Source organism: Nioella nitratireducens (assembly GCF_001879715.1).
Classification (GTDB): Bacteria; Pseudomonadota; Alphaproteobacteria; order Rhodobacterales; family Rhodobacteraceae; genus Nioella; species Nioella nitratireducens.
Genome location: NZ_MNBW01000017.1, coordinates 15895 through 30770, shown reverse-complemented (window position 1 = coordinate 30770; position 14876 = coordinate 15895). Strand labels below are relative to the sequence as shown.

Annotated in this window: 13 protein-coding genes; all 13 read left to right on the top strand. The window is 64.3% G+C overall.

Annotated elements, in window-relative coordinates; translation table 11 throughout:
* Positions 1 to 2: 2 nt before the first annotated feature.
* The 13 genes from BKY27_RS15600 to BKY27_RS15540 all read left to right on the top strand — a co-directional run bounded on the left by BKY27_RS15600 (position 3) and on the right by BKY27_RS15540 (position 14846).
* Complete coding sequence (locus BKY27_RS15600; protein ID WP_071675418.1) at positions 3 to 785, top strand: LpxI family protein; 783 nt, start codon at positions 3 to 5, stop codon at positions 783 to 785.
* Entirely contained in the window at positions 782 to 1951 is a 1170-nt protein-coding gene (gene lpxB / locus BKY27_RS15595) for a lipid-A-disaccharide synthase (protein ID WP_071675417.1), read from the top strand. The genes BKY27_RS15600 and lpxB overlap by 4 nt, the downstream gene beginning before the upstream one ends.
* A gap of 52 nt (positions 1952 to 2003) precedes the next feature.
* Positions 2004 to 3383 carry a cryptochrome/photolyase family protein gene (locus tag BKY27_RS15590; protein WP_071675416.1) on the top strand — a complete coding sequence of 460 codons (1380 nt, stop codon included), beginning with the start codon at positions 2004 to 2006 and terminating at the stop codon, positions 3381 to 3383.
* Positions 3384 to 3445: 62 nt separating this feature from the next.
* A complete protein-coding gene (locus BKY27_RS15585; RefSeq protein WP_071675415.1) occupies positions 3446 to 4660 on the top strand; it encodes an SAM-dependent methyltransferase in 1215 nt (404 codons plus the stop codon).
* Positions 4661 to 4664: 4 nt separating this feature from the next.
* A complete protein-coding gene (locus BKY27_RS15580) occupies positions 4665 to 5111 on the top strand; it encodes a TrgA family protein (RefSeq protein ID WP_071675414.1) in 447 nt (148 codons plus the stop codon).
* 9 nt (positions 5112 to 5120) lie between these two features.
* Positions 5121 to 6242 (top strand): gamma-glutamylcyclotransferase, encoded by a 1122-nt coding sequence (locus BKY27_RS15575; protein ID WP_071675413.1) that lies wholly within the window; start codon positions 5121 to 5123, stop codon positions 6240 to 6242.
* Between the two features lie 91 nt (positions 6243 to 6333).
* Positions 6334 to 7362: a cysteine synthase A gene (locus BKY27_RS15570; protein ID WP_071675412.1), complete on the top strand. Its 1029-nt coding sequence runs from the start codon at positions 6334 to 6336 to the stop codon at positions 7360 to 7362.
* A gap of 6 nt (positions 7363 to 7368) precedes the next feature.
* Positions 7369 to 9732: a DUF3772 domain-containing protein gene (locus tag BKY27_RS15565; protein WP_071675411.1), complete on the top strand. Its 2364-nt coding sequence runs from the start codon at positions 7369 to 7371 to the stop codon at positions 9730 to 9732.
* On the top strand, positions 9729 to 10451 hold the full coding sequence (locus BKY27_RS15560; protein WP_071675410.1) for an alanyl-tRNA editing protein: 723 nt from the start codon (positions 9729 to 9731) through the stop codon (positions 10449 to 10451). Before BKY27_RS15565 ends, BKY27_RS15560 begins: the two co-directional genes overlap by 4 nt.
* Positions 10452 to 10596: 145 nt before the next feature.
* Positions 10597 to 11643: a cysteine desulfurase family protein gene (locus BKY27_RS15555; protein ID WP_071675409.1), complete on the top strand. Its 1047-nt coding sequence runs from the start codon at positions 10597 to 10599 to the stop codon at positions 11641 to 11643.
* A gap of 76 nt (positions 11644 to 11719) precedes the next feature.
* Positions 11720 to 13240 (top strand): Fe-S cluster assembly protein SufB, encoded by a 1521-nt coding sequence (sufB, locus tag BKY27_RS15550; RefSeq protein WP_071675408.1) that lies wholly within the window; start codon positions 11720 to 11722, stop codon positions 13238 to 13240.
* 39 nt (positions 13241 to 13279) lie between these two features.
* Positions 13280 to 14176, top strand: a complete 897-nt coding sequence (locus tag BKY27_RS15545; RefSeq protein ID WP_071675407.1) for an FkbM family methyltransferase — start codon at positions 13280 to 13282, stop codon at positions 14174 to 14176.
* A 202-nt stretch (positions 14177 to 14378) separates the two neighbouring features.
* Positions 14379 to 14846 carry a hypothetical protein gene (locus BKY27_RS15540; RefSeq protein WP_071675406.1) on the top strand — a complete coding sequence of 156 codons (468 nt, stop codon included), beginning with the start codon at positions 14379 to 14381 and terminating at the stop codon, positions 14844 to 14846.
* Positions 14847 to 14876: the final 30 nt, after the last annotated feature.

Sequence of the window (14876 nt, the reverse complement as noted above, 5' to 3'; positions counted from 1 at the left end):
CCATGGCACGGGCGATCATCGCAGGCGCAGGGGCGCTGCCGGGACTGCTGTTGCAGTCGGGACCGGCCCATGTGGTGCGGATGCAGGGGGTCGAGTCCGATCCGCTAGACGCGCCCGAAATCGTGGCAAGGTTCGAGCAGTTCGGTGCACTCTTCGCCGCGTTACGCGATGCCGGGGTGCAGGACGTGGCCTTTGCCGGGGCCATTGGCCGACCGGCCTTCGACCCCTCGCTGATGGACCCCGAGACCATGACCCTGATGCCGCGCGTTGCGGCGGCGATGGGGCAGGGTGACGACGCCTTGTTGCGCACGGTGGCGGCGATTTTCGAAGAGGCCGGGTTCCGCGTGGTTGGCGCGCTCGACCTGCGCCCCGACCTCGCCATGACCGAGGGTGCCGTGTTCGGCACTCCGGGCGATGCGCAACGCGCGGATGCGGCGCGGGCGCGGGCGGTGCTCGACGTGCTTGGGCCGCTCGATGTCGGGCAGGCGGCGGTTGCGGCAAAGGGGCAGGTGATCGGGATCGAAACCCTGCAAGGCACCGACGCCATGCTGCGGTTCGTCGGGGCGTCCCTGCCGGCTTCGGGTGGCGTTCTGGTCAAGCGGCCCAAGCCGGGGCAAGACCTGCGCATGGACACGCCCGCGATCGGCCCCGCCACGGTGATGAAGGCCGCAGAGGCTGGCCTATCCGGGGTCGAAATCGCCGCAGGGTCGGTTCTGGTGCTGGATCAAGAGGGCGTGATCGGGGCCTGCGAAGCCTCGGGTCTGGCCCTCTGGGCGGCCTCGTGAATTTCTTTCTCATTGCCGGGGAACCCTCGGGCGACCGGCTTGGCGCTGCGCTGATGGCTGGGCTCAAGGTGCTCTGCCCCGATGCGCGGTTTCACGGCGTCGGCGGTCCGATGATGCAGGCCGAGGGCCTGGAGAGCCTGTTCCCCATGGAAGAGCTGTCAGTCATGGGGCTGGCCGAGGTGGTGCCCAAGCTGCGCCATCTCTTTGCGCTGAAGCGGCGGGTGGCAGAGGCGGTGGTTGCCATGCGCCCGGATGCGTTGATCACCATCGACAGCCCTGATTTCTGCCTGCGCGTCGCCAAGCAGGTCAAGGCCGCGGCGCCCGAGGTGCTGACCATCCACTACGTTGCGCCGTCGGTTTGGGCATGGCGGCCACAACGGGCGGAAAAGATGGCCCGCCATATCGACCATGTGCTGGCCCTGTTGCCGTTCGAGCCGCCCTATATGGAAGCCGCTGGCATGACCTGCGATTTCGTGGGCCACCCGGTGGTGAGCGAGCCTGTGGCAACAACGGACGAGGCCGCGGCGTTCCGCGCCCGGCACGGGATTGCCCCGAACGCGCCGCTCTTGCTGCTGTTGCCCGGATCGCGGCGCAGCGAAGTGGGGCGCCTTGCGCCGATCTTTGGCGAGGTTCTGTCGCGGCTGGCCGACCGCCTGCCGGGCCTGCGCGCGGTGCTGCCGACGGTGCCCCATGTGGCCGAGGCTTTGCGCGCGCAGATCGCGGATTGGCCGGTGGCCCCGGTCGTGCTGGACCCGACCGAGATCACCGATGGGTTCGCCGTCGAAAAACGCGCGGCCTTCAAGGCCGCGGACGTGGCCTTGGCGGCCTCGGGCACCGTGTCATTGGAATTGGCTGCGACCGGCACGCCGATGGTGATCAGCTACGACATGAACCGGATTACATGGTCGATCATGCGGCGCAAGATGCGGATCGACACGGTAACGCTGGTCAATCTGGTGTCCGAGACGCGGGCTGTGCCGGAACGGCTTGGCCCCGCCTGCACGCCCGAGACAATCGCGCCAGAGGTCGAGCGGCTGCTAACCGATCGGGCCGCCCGCGCTGCGCAGGCTCAAGCCATGGCGGTGACGATGGATCGTCTTGGCAAAGATGGCGAGGCGCCGGGCCTGCGCGCGGCCCGGTCGGTTTTGGCGCGCATCGGCGGTTGACGGCACCGCCGCCCGGCCTAGCTGACGCCGGACGCAGGCGAAAGGCAGGGACATGAGCACGAGCCCAACACTCTACTGGATGCGCCGGGACTTTCGGCTGGCTGACAACCCGGCGCTCAGCGATTGCGCGGGGGCACCGGTCATTCCCGTGGTGATCCGCGACGGCAGTGTCCGCTCCCTCGGCGCGGCCCCGGCCTTTCGATGGGGCCGGGCGGTTGGAACATTCAGTGAAACGCTGACCAGGCGGGGCGGACGGGTGATCCTGCGGACGGGTGACGCGTTGGAGGTTTTGCGCGCGCTGCTTGCCGAGACAGGGGCAAAGCGCGTCGTTTGGAACCGGCTTTACGATCCAGAGGCGCGCGCGCGCGACGCCCGGATCAAATCGGCCCTGAAGGCGGACGGGATCGCGGTCGAAAGCTTCAACAGCCACCTGATCTTTGAACCGTGGACGGTCGAAACCAAGACCGGCGGCCCCTACAGGGTCTATTCCCCGTTCTGGCGCGCGGTCGAGCATTGCAACGTGGCGCGCCCATTGCCCGTGCCAAGGCTGATCTTTCCCGACACATGGCCCAGAAGCGAGGCCCTGGAGGAATGGCACCTTGCCGCCCCGATGCGGCGCGGGGCGTCGGTCGTGGCCGCGCATGAGTTGCTTGGGGAAGAGGCCGCGCGCAAACGGCTCGATTGGTTCCTCGACACGCGGGTCGCCGCCTACAAGGACGACCGCGACCGTCTGGACCTCGACGCGACCTCGGGCCTGTCGGAACCGCTGACCTACGGCGAAATTTCTCCCCGCCAATGCTGGCACGCAGGCTGTGCCGCGCAAGAGGCCGGGGGCGGCAAGGGGGCCGGTCATTTCCTCAAGGAAGTGGTCTGGCGCGAATTCGCCTACCATCTGATGTACCACACGCCCGAAATCATGTCCCGAAACTGGCGTGAAGACTGGGACGCCTTCCCGTGGCAAGGCGATGGCGCGCGGGCCGAGCGTTGGAAACAAGGGCAAACCGGGGTCGAGGTGATCGACGCGGCCATGCGTGAGCTTTACGTTACGGGCCGCATGCACAACCGCGCGCGTATGCTGGTGGCCTCTTATCTCACCAAGCATCTGCTGGTCCATTGGCAGGTTGGAATGCAGTGGTTCGCCGACACCCTGACCGACTGGGACCCGGCTTCGAACGCCATGGGTTGGCAATGGGTGGCTGGGTCGGGGCCGGATGCGGCGCCGTTCTTTCGTATTTTCAACCCCGAAACGCAGGCCGAGAAATTCGACCCCAAGGCGCGTTACCGGACCCATTGGCTCTACAGCACCGGGGCCGAGGCATTCAGGCAGGCGATCCCGCTGAGTTGGGATTTGCAGGACCGCCCCAGCCCCATGATCGAGCTTGGCGAAGGGCGCAAACAGGCGCTCGCGGCCTATGAAACGGTGAAACGCTGAGAAAGTCTTGCCAAAACCGGGGCTTGCCGCCCAAGATGGGACAAAGAACCAAGGGGACGGGGATGCAAGCATTGACCGACACGACCGGGCAAACCGGTCTGCCGCGCTATTTCGTGCAGGTGTTCGAACAGATCAGCAAGGGGCTGAAAAACGGGCGGATCGAGTTTCAGCTCGGGGACGGGCGGGTGTTTCGCGCTGAGGGGCCCAATCCCGGCCCTGTCGGGTTGATCGCGGTTCACGACCCCGACATTTTCGCCCGCCTGATCCGCGAGGGCGACCTTGGCTTTTGCGATGCCTATCTGGAAGGCGGTTGGTCAACCCCCGACCTGCAGGCGCTGATGGATGCAGTGCATTCCGACAATGACGAGGTCTATGACGGCTTCCTCGGGATGGCGGTTGTGCGCGCCTATGAGCGGATGCGCTTTTGGTTGCAGGGCAATTCCCGACGGCAGGCGAAGAAGAACATTTCGCATCACTATGACCTTGGCAATGCGTTCTACGGGCTTTGGCTTGACGACAGCATGACCTATTCCTCGGCCCTCTTTGACACCGGGCAGGAACCGATGGAGACCGCGCAGCGGATGAAATACGCGGCATTGGCCGACAAGATCGGCGCAGGGCCGGGCGAGCACGTTCTGGAAATCGGCTGTGGCTGGGGCGGCTTTGCCGAATATGCCGCGAAAGAGCGTGGATGCCGGGTGACAGGCGTCACCATCTCGAAAGAGCAGCACGATTACGCGGTTGAGCGGATGGCACGACAGGGGCTGTCGGACCTCGTAGATATCCGCCTACAGGATTACCGTGACATTCGTGGCCAGTTCGACGGCGTCGCCTCGATCGAGATGTTCGAGGCCGTTGGCGAAAAATACTGGCCCACCTTCTTTGACACCCTGCGCGACCGTCTGAAACCGGGCCGGGTGGCGGCGTTGCAAATCATCACCGTGCAGGACGCGCGCTGGACAATCTATCGCAAGGGCGTTGATTTTATACAGAAATACATCTTTCCGGGCGGGATGTTGCCATGCCCAAGCGTTCTGCGAGAGCAGGTCGAGCGCGCTGGACTGGCCTTGACCGGCAGCCATGAATTCGGCCGCAGCTACAGCCAGACACTGCGCCGCTGGCACCAAACCTTCAACGAACGATGGGACGACGTGGCCGCGCAAGGCTTTGACGATCGCTTTCGCCGGATGTGGAATTTTTACCTGACCTCTTGCGCTGCAAGCTTCGAGTGCGGAAATACTGATGTAACGCAGATTTCCGTGACAAGACGGGGCTGAGACCATGCCAACCGCCGCCAAGCTTTTCGCCGCGCTGTTCTTTGCCGCCGTGGGCTATGCGGCGGCCGAGGCCTATGCGATCCAGACGTTGCCGCCCGGTCTGTCGCGGTTCTGGCTGGCGCCGGCGGTGGCCGGGATCGGTTTGATACAGGGCTGGACGGTGATGGGCGGCAACGCGCATCAGGGGGTGGCCTTGGCCAGCGGAACCGGGCTGCGCACGTCGGTGCAGATTGCCTTTTGGGCGATCTTCGCCTTTGGTCTTTACGAAATGTTCTACCGTTCGACCCGGCTGCAATACGACCAGCCGGGCGAAGCGGTGATTGCCGCGCTCAACCTTTTTCTTGAATACGGGATATCGGTTCTGACGGCCACCAATTGTCTCATCGTCCTTATGGTGGGCGGTGTCATCGGCGGCGCGCTGACGTCGCTGATCAACCGGGTTTGGAGCTGACCTGATTTCATGACGACTCTGTTTTTCTATGGAACCTTGCGGTTCCAGCCTTTGCTGGAATGCGTCCTTGGGCGTCCGCTCGACCTGATCCCGGCCAGTTTACCGGGCCATCGGGTTGTCTGGGCCAAGGGCGAGAGCTTTCCGATGATGATCCCGGCCGGGGGCGAGGTGGCCGAGGGGTGTCTGGCGCGGGATCTGAGCGCCGAGGATGTGGCGCGGCTCGATTTCTACGAGGGCGCCTTTGCCTATGACCTTGTCGATATTCACCCCGAGGGGCCGGACGGCCCCGAACCTGCGCAGGTCTATTTGCCGGGCAATTCGCCGTGGCATCCCGGTGCGCCATGGGCCCTGAACGATTGGGCCGGGACATGGGGGCCACTGACCCTGATCGCGGCGGCGGAAGTGATGCGCGCCTATGGCCGGGAAACCGCACAAGAGGTCGCCCGCCGCTTCCCCATCATCCGCGCCCGTGCGCAGGCGCGGGTCGCGGCGGAGACGCGGCATCGCCCGACCGCGATATCCTCGCCCCGGACCCGCGCGGATGTCGAGGTGACGCGGCTGGAGCGCCCCTATGAGAAGTTCTTCGCGGTCGAGGAACTGGAAGCGCGGTTTCGCCGCTTTGACGGCAGTTGGGCGGAAACCGGCCCCCGCGCGGTGTTTCGCGTGGCCGATGCGGTCACCGTGCTGCCCTACGATCCCAAGCGCGACCTGGTGATGCTGGTCGAGCAATTGCGCATCGGTCCCTTCGCCCATGGTGATCCGCAACCGTGGCTGCTGGAACCGGTGGCGGGCATTGTTGACGCTGGCGAGACCCATGAATCGACCGCCTACCGCGAGGCCCTGGAGGAAGCGCATGTGGACCTGAGCACGCTCTACAAGGTCGCGGGGTATTACCCCAGCCCCGGCGGTATTTCTCAGCACCTCGTGTCTTACATCGGTCTGGCCAGCCTTGCCGATAATCGCCGCTTGTTGGGTGGACTGGATCACGAGGGCGAAGACATCCGCAATCTGTTGGTGCCCTTCGATCAACTCTACGCCATGCTCGAAACGGGCGAGTTGGCGAATGCGCCACTCATCTTGTCCGTGCAATGGCTTGCCCTGAACCGCGATAGGCTGCGCGCGGGCCTGTAACCGGCTTGAGTTTGCCGCCGCGCCCGCCTATCCCTGACCAACCAGACCAGCGCGCCCGGCAAGACGGCGCCCGAATGCGGAGTATCCGGCCATGACCATCAAAGAAGACCTCGCAGCCTCTGTCGGCAACACGCCCCTGATCCGCCTGAACAAGGTGAGCGAGGCCACCGGGTGCGAGATCTATGGCAAGGCCGAGTTCATGAATCCCGGCCAGTCGGTCAAGGACCGCGCAGCGCTTTACATCATACGCGATGCGGTGGCGCGCGGCGATCTGAAACCGGGGGGCACAATCGTCGAGGGCACTGCGGGAAACACGGGCATCGGCCTGTCGCTGGTCGGCGCGTCGATGGGGTTCAAGACCGTAATCGTCATTCCCGAGACGCAGAGCCAGGAAAAGAAGGACATGATCCGTCTGGCCGGGGCCGAGTTGGTGCAGGTGCCTGCTGCGCCCTACAAGAACCCCAACAACTACGTGCGCTATTCGGAACGGCTGGCCGGGGAGCTGGCCAAGACGGAACCCAAGGGCGCCATCTGGGCCAACCAGTTCGACAACGTGGCCAACCGCACTGCGCATGAGGAAACCACCGGACCCGAGATCTGGGACCAGACCGAGGGCAAGGTCGATGGCTTTATCTGCGCCGTCGGCTCGGGCGGGACCATTGCGGGCGTTGGACTGGCGTTACAGCCCAAGGGGGTCAAGATCGGCCTTGCCGATCCCGATGGCTCGGCGATCTACAGCTATTACACGACCGGCGAATTCGCGTCCGAAGGCGGCTCGATCACCGAAGGCATCGGGCAGGGGCGGGAAACCGCGAACCTCAAGGGGTTCCGCCCCGACATGTGCTACAAGATCCCCGATGCCGAGGCGCTGCCCTACGCCTATGACCTTTTGGCCGAAGAGGGGCTTTGCGTCGGCGGCTCGTCCGCCATCAACATCGCGGGCGCGGTCCGTATGGCCAAGGAAATGGGCCCGGGCCACACCATCGTGACCATTCTTTGCGACTATGGCACGCGCTACCAATCCAAGATGTTCAACCCAGCCTTCCTGCGGGAAAAAGGGCTGCCTGTCCCGGCATGGCTGGACGCCGCGCCGCGCCCGCTGCCATCTGTTTTCGAGTAGACCCCGATGATCCGTCGCCTACTTGCCCTTGTCCTGTTCTGTCTGGCGATGGCGGTTCCCGCCGTGGCACAGGACAGCACCGCTCCGGCGACGCTGGACTACACACAGTGGACAAGTCTTGCCGACCGCGCCGAAAGCGTGATCGACAGCGGCGGGGCATCGGACCCGGCCTATGAGACACTGCGCGCGCAACTGGTCAACTGGCGAGAACAGTTCCGGGCCGCCACCGGCACCAATTCAGCACGGGTCGAAACCTTGCGCGCCCAGATCGAGGCGCTTGGTCCCGCGCCTGCGGATGGGCAGTCGGAACCTGCGGAAATCGCCTCGCAACGGGCGGACCTGACGACCCGACTTGCCGATGCCGAAGCGCCCTCGCGCCGGGCCGAGGCCGAGCTATTGCGCGCTCAGGGACTTATCGGAGAGATCGACTCGTTGCTGTCTCAACGGCAGGCCGGGGCGCTGATGACGCTCGCCCCGGCGCCGATCAACCCGGAAAACTGGCCCGGTGCCATCACCGCCGTTCTCGACTACCTCGACGCGTTCGTAAGCGAAAGTCTGCGCCTGCTGACCTCGCCGATCTATCAGGCCGAGTTCAGCCGGAACGTTCCGATCGCGGTGTTGTACGTTCTGTTGGGCATGGTTTTGCTGGCGCGCGGCTGGCGATGGGTCGGGCTGTGGATGCAGGGCTTTGTCGACCGGGAGGAAAGCTCTGCCGCCGCGCGCTTGTCGGTGTTTTTCCTGTCGCTGCTGCAACATGCGATGCCCGCGCTCGGAGGTCTGGCGTTGGTGGCCGCGGTGCACGCCAGCAGCTTTGTCGGGATGCGCAGCGGGATCGTGCTGGATCAGATCCCCTTGATCGCGCTGGAAGTCATGGCGGCGCAGTGGATCGCGCGTCAGGTCTTTCCGGCGCGGGCCTCGGCGGTGCGGCCCCTGAAACTGCCGGATCACGTCCTTCGGCGCGGGCGGCGTACCGCGGCATGGCTGGGGCTGTTGATGGGGGTGAGCCAACTGCTCAACCGGATCGCCGACAGCGAGGGGTTCGAACCGGCAGAACGTCTGGTCGTGCTGTTCCCGATCGTTGTGCTGACGGGGCTCTTCCTGGCGCGGATTGGGCAAATTCTGGTGATGAACGGCAAGGCACAAAAGCCCGATGACGGCGCGGCGCCATTGCGGGTACGGGTATTTTCAATCATCGGTCGGGCGGTGATCGTGCTTGGCTTTGCCGGGCCGGTTCTGGCGGCCGTGGGTTATTTCACGGCCGGGTCGAGCTTTTTGTTTCCGGCGGTCCTGTCGTTGGCCCTGCTGGCGGTTCTGGGCATCCTGCAACGCCTTGTGGGCAATCTCTATACCATGTTGACCGGGCGGGAAGATGGGCTGGACGAGGCCCTGTTGCCGACATTGCTCGGCTTCCTGCTGACCCTTGTATCGGTGCCGTTCTTCGCCCTGATCTGGGGCATGCGCGAGGCGCAGTTGGCCGATATCTGGGAACAGGTCATCAACGGGTTCAACATTGGCGGCGTCACGATCAGCCCCAAGAGCTTCCTTCTTTTCGTTCTGGTCTTCGGGGCTGGCTATACCGCCACGCGGCTGGTGCAAAGCACGCTGCGCAATTCGGTTCTGCCCAAGACCAAGCTGGATGCAGGCGGGCGCAATGCGGTCGAGACCGGCACCGGGTATGTCGGCATCTTCCTTGCCGCGCTCATTGCCATCACGGTGGCGGGGATCGACCTCAGCTCCATCGCCATCGTTGCCGGTGCCCTGTCGGTCGGTATCGGTTTTGGCCTTCAGGCCATCGTGTCGAATTTCGTTTCGGGCATCATCTTGCTGGTGGAGCGGCCCATAAAGGAAGGCGACTGGGTTCAGATCGGCACCACCGCCGGCTATGTGCGCGAAATCTCGGTCCGCTCGACCCGGATCGAGACCTTTGACCGGTCTGACGTGATCGTGCCCAACGCCGACCTGATCTCGGGCGTGGTCACCAACTATACCCATCACAACAACACCGGTCGGGTGATCGTGCCCGTGGGCGTGGCCTACGGCACCGATACCAAACGGGTTGAACGGATCTTGACCGAGGTGGCCGAGGCGCATCCCATGGTGCTGCTCAACCCGCCGCCGACCATCCTGTTCCAAGGCTTCGGGGCCGACAGTCTCGACTTCGAGATCCGCGCCATCCTGCGGGACGTGAACTGGGTGCTCAGCGTCAAGAGCGACATGAACCACGAAATCGCCAAGCGGTTCAGCGAAGAGGGCATTGAGATTCCCTTCGCGCAACGCGATGTCTGGCTGCGCAATCCCGAATCCCTGCGGGGCGGCAGCGGGACCACTGACACGACAGACGGGCACAGCCCGCAGGAGGACATGGCATGAGCACCAGGCAGCTTTTCATGGAAGACGCCTATCGCAAGAGCGCACCCGCAACGGTGCTGCGCCTGACCGATGAAGGCGGCGTGGTGCTGGATGCATCGCTGTTCTACGCCCAAGGCGGCGGCCAGCCCGGCGATAGCGGCACGCTCGACTGGGACGGCGGCCGCCTGACGGTGGCCACCACTGTCAAGGGTGAGACTGGAGAGATCATCCTTGTGCCCGCCGAACCCGCGGGCCTGCCGCCCGTGGGGGCGACGGTCGAGCAACGGCTCGACTGGGACCGGCGGTTTGCCCATATGCGCGTGCACACGGCGCTGCACCTGCTGTCCGTGGTAATCCCGCTGCCGGTGACGGGCGGGGCCATCGGGGCCGAAAAGGGACGGCTCGATTTCGACATGCCCGAGGCGCCCGACGACAAGTTGATCGTGCAGGGGCAACTGAACGCATTGATCGACCGCGACCTGCCTGTGACCGAGGAATGGATCACCGATGAAGAGCTGGACGCCAATCCGGGCCTTGTGAAAACCATGTCCGTGCAGCCCCCGCGCGGTTCTGGCCGGGTGCGGCTGGTGCGCATCGGCGAGGGCAAGGGGCAGGTCGACCTGCAACCTTGCGGTGGCACCCATGTCAAAAGCACGGGCGAGATCGGCAAGGTGACTCTTGGCAAGATCGAGAAGAAGGGCCGCCAGAACCGTCGGGTGAGTGTTATCCTCGCCGAATAGCATGGCGAGGGGTGGTTTCGCCGCCTGCGGCGGCGATCCGCCGGGGGGCCAGCCCCCCGGACCCCCCGGAGTATTTGGACCAAGAAGAAGGGATGGCTCGCGGCGCGGCCGCGCGGCTTGTGTTCCGACTTCAAGGAGAGACATCATGAAACGCCGCGCCTATCTGGACTGGAACGCCACCGCCCCGCTGCGGCCCGCGGCCCGCGACGCCATGATCCGCGCGATGGACCTGGTGGGCAACGCGTCCTCGGTTCATGCCGAGGGGCGCGCGGCCAGGCGGCTGATTGAAACCGCTCGCCAGCAGGTCGCCGAGGCCTTCGGCGCGCAGGCCAGCGACATTGTTTTCACCTCTGGCGCGACCGAGGCCGCTGCCTTGGCGCTGGCCGGGCGCGGCCTGCACGGGGCGGGGGTGGAGCATGACGCGGTGCGATCGTGGATCGCGCAGGACCTGCCGGTGGACGCGCAGGGCAGGGTGACGGTCGGCGATCCGGCCCGGTCGGTGCTGCAAGTGGCCAATTCGGAAACCGGGGTGATCCAGCCGCTGCCACAGGGGCTGGCGGTCAGCGACATGACCCAAGGGTTCGGCAAGCTGCCCCTGGCCTTCGACTGGTCGGGTGTCGATATGGGGCTGATCTCGGCCCACAAGATCGGCGGCCCGAAGGGAATCGGCGCGCTGGTGCTGCGCCGGGGACTGGATGTCGAGGCGCGGATCAAGGGGGGCGGGCAGGAAATGGGCCGCCGCTCTGGCACCGAGAACCTGATCGGAATTGCAGGATTTGGGGCTGCGGCAGAGGCGGCAGCACAAGATCTGGCCAATGGTGCGTGGGAGAGGGTCGCTCAACTTAGAAATATTCTAGAAAACTCTCTGGACCTCGACGGAAATGTAACTATTTTGGTCGGGAAAGGCGCTGATCGCCTGCCGAACACCACTTGTCTGGTTACGCCGGGCTGGAAAGGCGAGACGCAGGTGATGCAGATGGACCTTGCCGGGTTTGCCGTTTCGGCGGGGTCGGCGTGTTCCAGCGGCAAGGTGGCGTCGAGCGCGGTGTTGCGCGCCATGGGTCATGACGAGCGGGAGGCGGGAAGCGCGATCCGCATCTCGATCGGGCCCGACACGACTAAGGACGAGGTCTTGCGCTTCAGCAAGGCCTGGTGCGCGGCCCGGGACAAGCACCTGTCGCGCGTCAAGTAGGACGAACAGGCGTGCCAATTGACGGCACGAGGAAACGCGCCCCAAAGGCAATGGGTGCGAGACAAGGGAAGTGGACATGTCAGCCGTTGAAACCGAAGTTCGCGAAGGCGTCGACCGCGAGACCGTGGAAACCGTCCAGGCCATGGGCGGCAAGTACAAATACGGTTGGGAGACTGAAATCGAGATGGACTACGCCCCCAAGGGCGTGAACGAGAGCATCGTTCGTCTGATCTCGGAAAAAAACGGCGAGCCGGAATGGATGACCGACTGGCGGATGCAGGCGTTCAAGCGCTGGAAGCTGATGGCCGAGCCGGAATGGGCCATGGTTCACTATCCGCCGATCGACTATCAGGACCAGTATTACTACGCCAAACCCAAGTCGATGGCCGAAAAGCCCAAGTCGCTGGACGAGGTCGACCCCAAGTTGCTGGCGACCTATGAAAAGCTGGGCATTCCGCTGAAAGAGCAGATGATCCTTGCCGGCGTCGAAGGCGCAGACGAGGCCCCGGCCGAAGGCCGCAAGGTCGCCGTCGACGCGGTGTTCGACTCCGTGTCCGTGGGCACCACCTTCCAGAAGGAACTGGAAGAGGCGGGCGTGATCTTCTGCTCGATTTCCGAGGCGATCCAGAAACACCCCGAGCTGGTCAAGAAATACCTCGGCTCGGTCGTGCCGATCACCGACAACTTCTTTGCCACGCTCAACAGCGCGGTCTTCTCGGATGGGTCGTTCGTTTACGTGCCGCCGGGCGTGCGCTGCCCAATGGAACTGTCGACCTATTTCCGCATCAACGCTGAAAACACCGGCCAGTTCGAACGGACGCTGATCATCGCCGACAAGGGCAGCTACGTGTCCTATCTGGAAGGTTGCACCGCGCCGCAACGCGACACCCACCAACTGCACGCGGCTGTGGTGGAGCTGGTCGCGCTGGAAGATGCCGAGATCAAGTATTCTACTGTCCAGAACTGGTATCCGGGCGACGAGGAGGGCCGTGGCGGGATCTACAATTTCGTGACCAAACGCGCCGATTGCCGGGGCGACCGGTCCAAGGTGATGTGGACGCAGGTCGAGACCGGCTCGGCCATCACCTGGAAATACCCGTCCTGCATCCTGCGCGGCAATGACAGCCAGGGCGAGTTTTATTCCATCGCCATCGCCAACAACATGCAGCAGGCCGATACCGGCACGAAGATGGTCCACCTTGGCAAGAACACCAAGTCGCGGATCGTGTCCAAGGGGATCAGCGCCGGCAAGGCGCAGAACACCTATCGCGGGCTTGTCTCGATGCACCCCAAGGCCAAGAACGGGCGCAACTACACCCAGTGTGACAGCCTTCTGATCGGCGATCAGTGCGGGGCGCATACGGTGCCGTATATCGAGGTCAAGAACAACTCGGCGCGCGTTGAGCATGAGGCGACCACGTCCAAGGTCGATGACGACCAGCTGTTCTACTGCCGCCAGCGGGGCATGGACGAGGAACAGGCCGTGGCGCTGGTGGTGAACGGCTTTTGCAAGGAGGTGCTGCAAGCCCTGCCGATGGAGTTCGCCATGGAAGCGCAGCAGCTTGTGGCGATCTCGCTGGAGGGGTCGGTCGGGTAAACCGGCCACCTCGGGCCTTTGTGGGTGAAGGACGTGTAAATGGGTAATTTCGCCGACAAACGTCGCAGCGTGCTGACGGGCGCGTTGGAGCCGTCGCGGCATATGCGGATATGCGATGTGGGCGCAAGCCCGCTGTCGGTGCCGCCCTATCAGGGGTTGCTCGACGATGGTGTGGCCCATGTCTACGGGTTCGAACCCAACCCCGAGCAGTATGAGAAACTGGTGGCCGAAGGTCGCCCGAACGAAACCTATTTCTGCAAGGCGGTCGGGCTGCCGGGGCAACGGACGCTCTATGTGCATCCGGCGGCGGGCTTTACCTCGCTTTATCCGATGGACGCGGCGGCGCTGCGCTCGATCGGCAAGGAGGGTTGGCTCAACCCCAAGATCGAGGCCATGCCACTGACCACCGTTACGCTGGACACGCTGGCCGACCTGCCCGATCTCGACCTGCTGAAGATGGATCTTCAGGGAGGCGAGTTGGAGGTTCTGCGCGGCGGGTTATCCAAGCTCAGCCGCGCAGTCGCCATCGTGGCCGAGGTCCGGTTTCATCGCATCTACGAGGGCGAACCGATGTTCGGCGACCTCGATCAGGAGCTTCGGGCACAAGGCTTCAAGCTGCACAAGTTCCTGTTCACCAAATCGGTGATGATGCCCCATGAGCATGAAGAGCAGGTTGTGCGCGCACGGCTGACCAGCCAGTTGCTGGACGGCGATGCAGTCTATATCCGCGACGCCGATGTCGGGGCAGAGTTCAGCGACGACCAGTTGATGCATCTGGCCTTCGCCGCCGACAGCGTCTTCAACAGCCCCGATCTGGCACTGCACTGCATGGACCACCTGATTGGGCGTGGCGCGGCCCCGGCGGACCTGCCGGATGAGTATATCGCGCGCTTTCGTCACCATCAGCGCCGCGACACGGCGGCAGAGGAAGGCTAGGCGATGATCGTGACCACCACGCCAAATGCCGAATGCCCCCCCGTCAGGCGGGTCAGCGGCCCCGTTCCGGGTGTGACATGGGGCAACGACCTTGCCAACCAACACCATGCCGATGGGTTCAGCCAGGGGCACGGCGGCGGGGATCGGATAATGCCCCAAAGTCATCCCGAAAGACGCCATATTTTTCCGGCATCCGGGGGGCATGAGTGCTCCGAGCGGACATACGAGCGCGGCCAGTTTCGCCGAGCGGATCGCGCGGATCGAAGCGCGCAAGGCGACGACGCCCAAGCGTCCGGTGCACCGCGAACGTCGGCTTGGCTATGCGCTGTCGCTGGTGGGCGCGGTTGCGGTGGGGATGTTGGTCGTCGTGGCCGCACGCTATGCCCGGTATCACCTGACCGGTGTCACGCCGGGGTCTACCATGCTGCACGGTTCGAACATCGCGGTGGACATGGCGCTGGCCTTTCTGGCCGGAATCGTGCTGCACCAGATCTTCAACTTTCGACGGCCCGAGCATGTGGCGGCCAAGAGCTTTGGCATGTTCGTGATGGCCTTTACCATGCACATGGCGGTGCATCGCTTTCCGGTGCTCTTCGCCATGATCTTTTCCGAAGATTGGGTGCATCAGGTCATCCGTCTGACCGACCCCTCTCATCTGGCGCTTTTCTAAGCGGCCGAAATCAGAACTCCGCAGACTCGG

What these genes read in the sequence shown, in the direction of transcription:
- BKY27_RS15600 (WP_071675418.1), top strand. Translation starts at nt 3, where the DNA reads ATGGCACGGGCGATCATCGCAGGCGCAGGGGCGCTGCCGGGACTGCTG.
- BKY27_RS15590 (WP_071675416.1), top strand. Translation starts at nt 2,004, where the DNA reads ATGAGCACGAGCCCAACACTCTACTGGATGCGCCGGGACTTTCGGCTG.
- BKY27_RS15585 (WP_071675415.1), top strand. Translation starts at nt 3,446, where the DNA reads ATGCAAGCATTGACCGACACGACCGGGCAAACCGGTCTGCCGCGCTAT.
- BKY27_RS15580 (WP_071675414.1), top strand. Translation starts at nt 4,665, where the DNA reads ATGCCAACCGCCGCCAAGCTTTTCGCCGCGCTGTTCTTTGCCGCCGTG.
- BKY27_RS15575 (WP_071675413.1), top strand. Translation starts at nt 5,121, where the DNA reads ATGACGACTCTGTTTTTCTATGGAACCTTGCGGTTCCAGCCTTTGCTG.
- BKY27_RS15570 (WP_071675412.1), top strand. Translation starts at nt 6,334, where the DNA reads ATGACCATCAAAGAAGACCTCGCAGCCTCTGTCGGCAACACGCCCCTG.
- BKY27_RS15565 (WP_071675411.1), top strand. Translation starts at nt 7,369, where the DNA reads ATGATCCGTCGCCTACTTGCCCTTGTCCTGTTCTGTCTGGCGATGGCG.
- BKY27_RS15560 (WP_071675410.1), top strand. Translation starts at nt 9,729, where the DNA reads ATGAGCACCAGGCAGCTTTTCATGGAAGACGCCTATCGCAAGAGCGCA.
- BKY27_RS15555 (WP_071675409.1), top strand. Translation starts at nt 10,597, where the DNA reads ATGAAACGCCGCGCCTATCTGGACTGGAACGCCACCGCCCCGCTGCGG.
- sufB (WP_071675408.1), top strand. Translation starts at nt 11,720, where the DNA reads ATGTCAGCCGTTGAAACCGAAGTTCGCGAAGGCGTCGACCGCGAGACC.
- BKY27_RS15545 (WP_071675407.1), top strand. Translation starts at nt 13,280, where the DNA reads ATGGGTAATTTCGCCGACAAACGTCGCAGCGTGCTGACGGGCGCGTTG.
- BKY27_RS15540 (WP_071675406.1), top strand. Translation starts at nt 14,379, where the DNA reads ATGAGTGCTCCGAGCGGACATACGAGCGCGGCCAGTTTCGCCGAGCGG.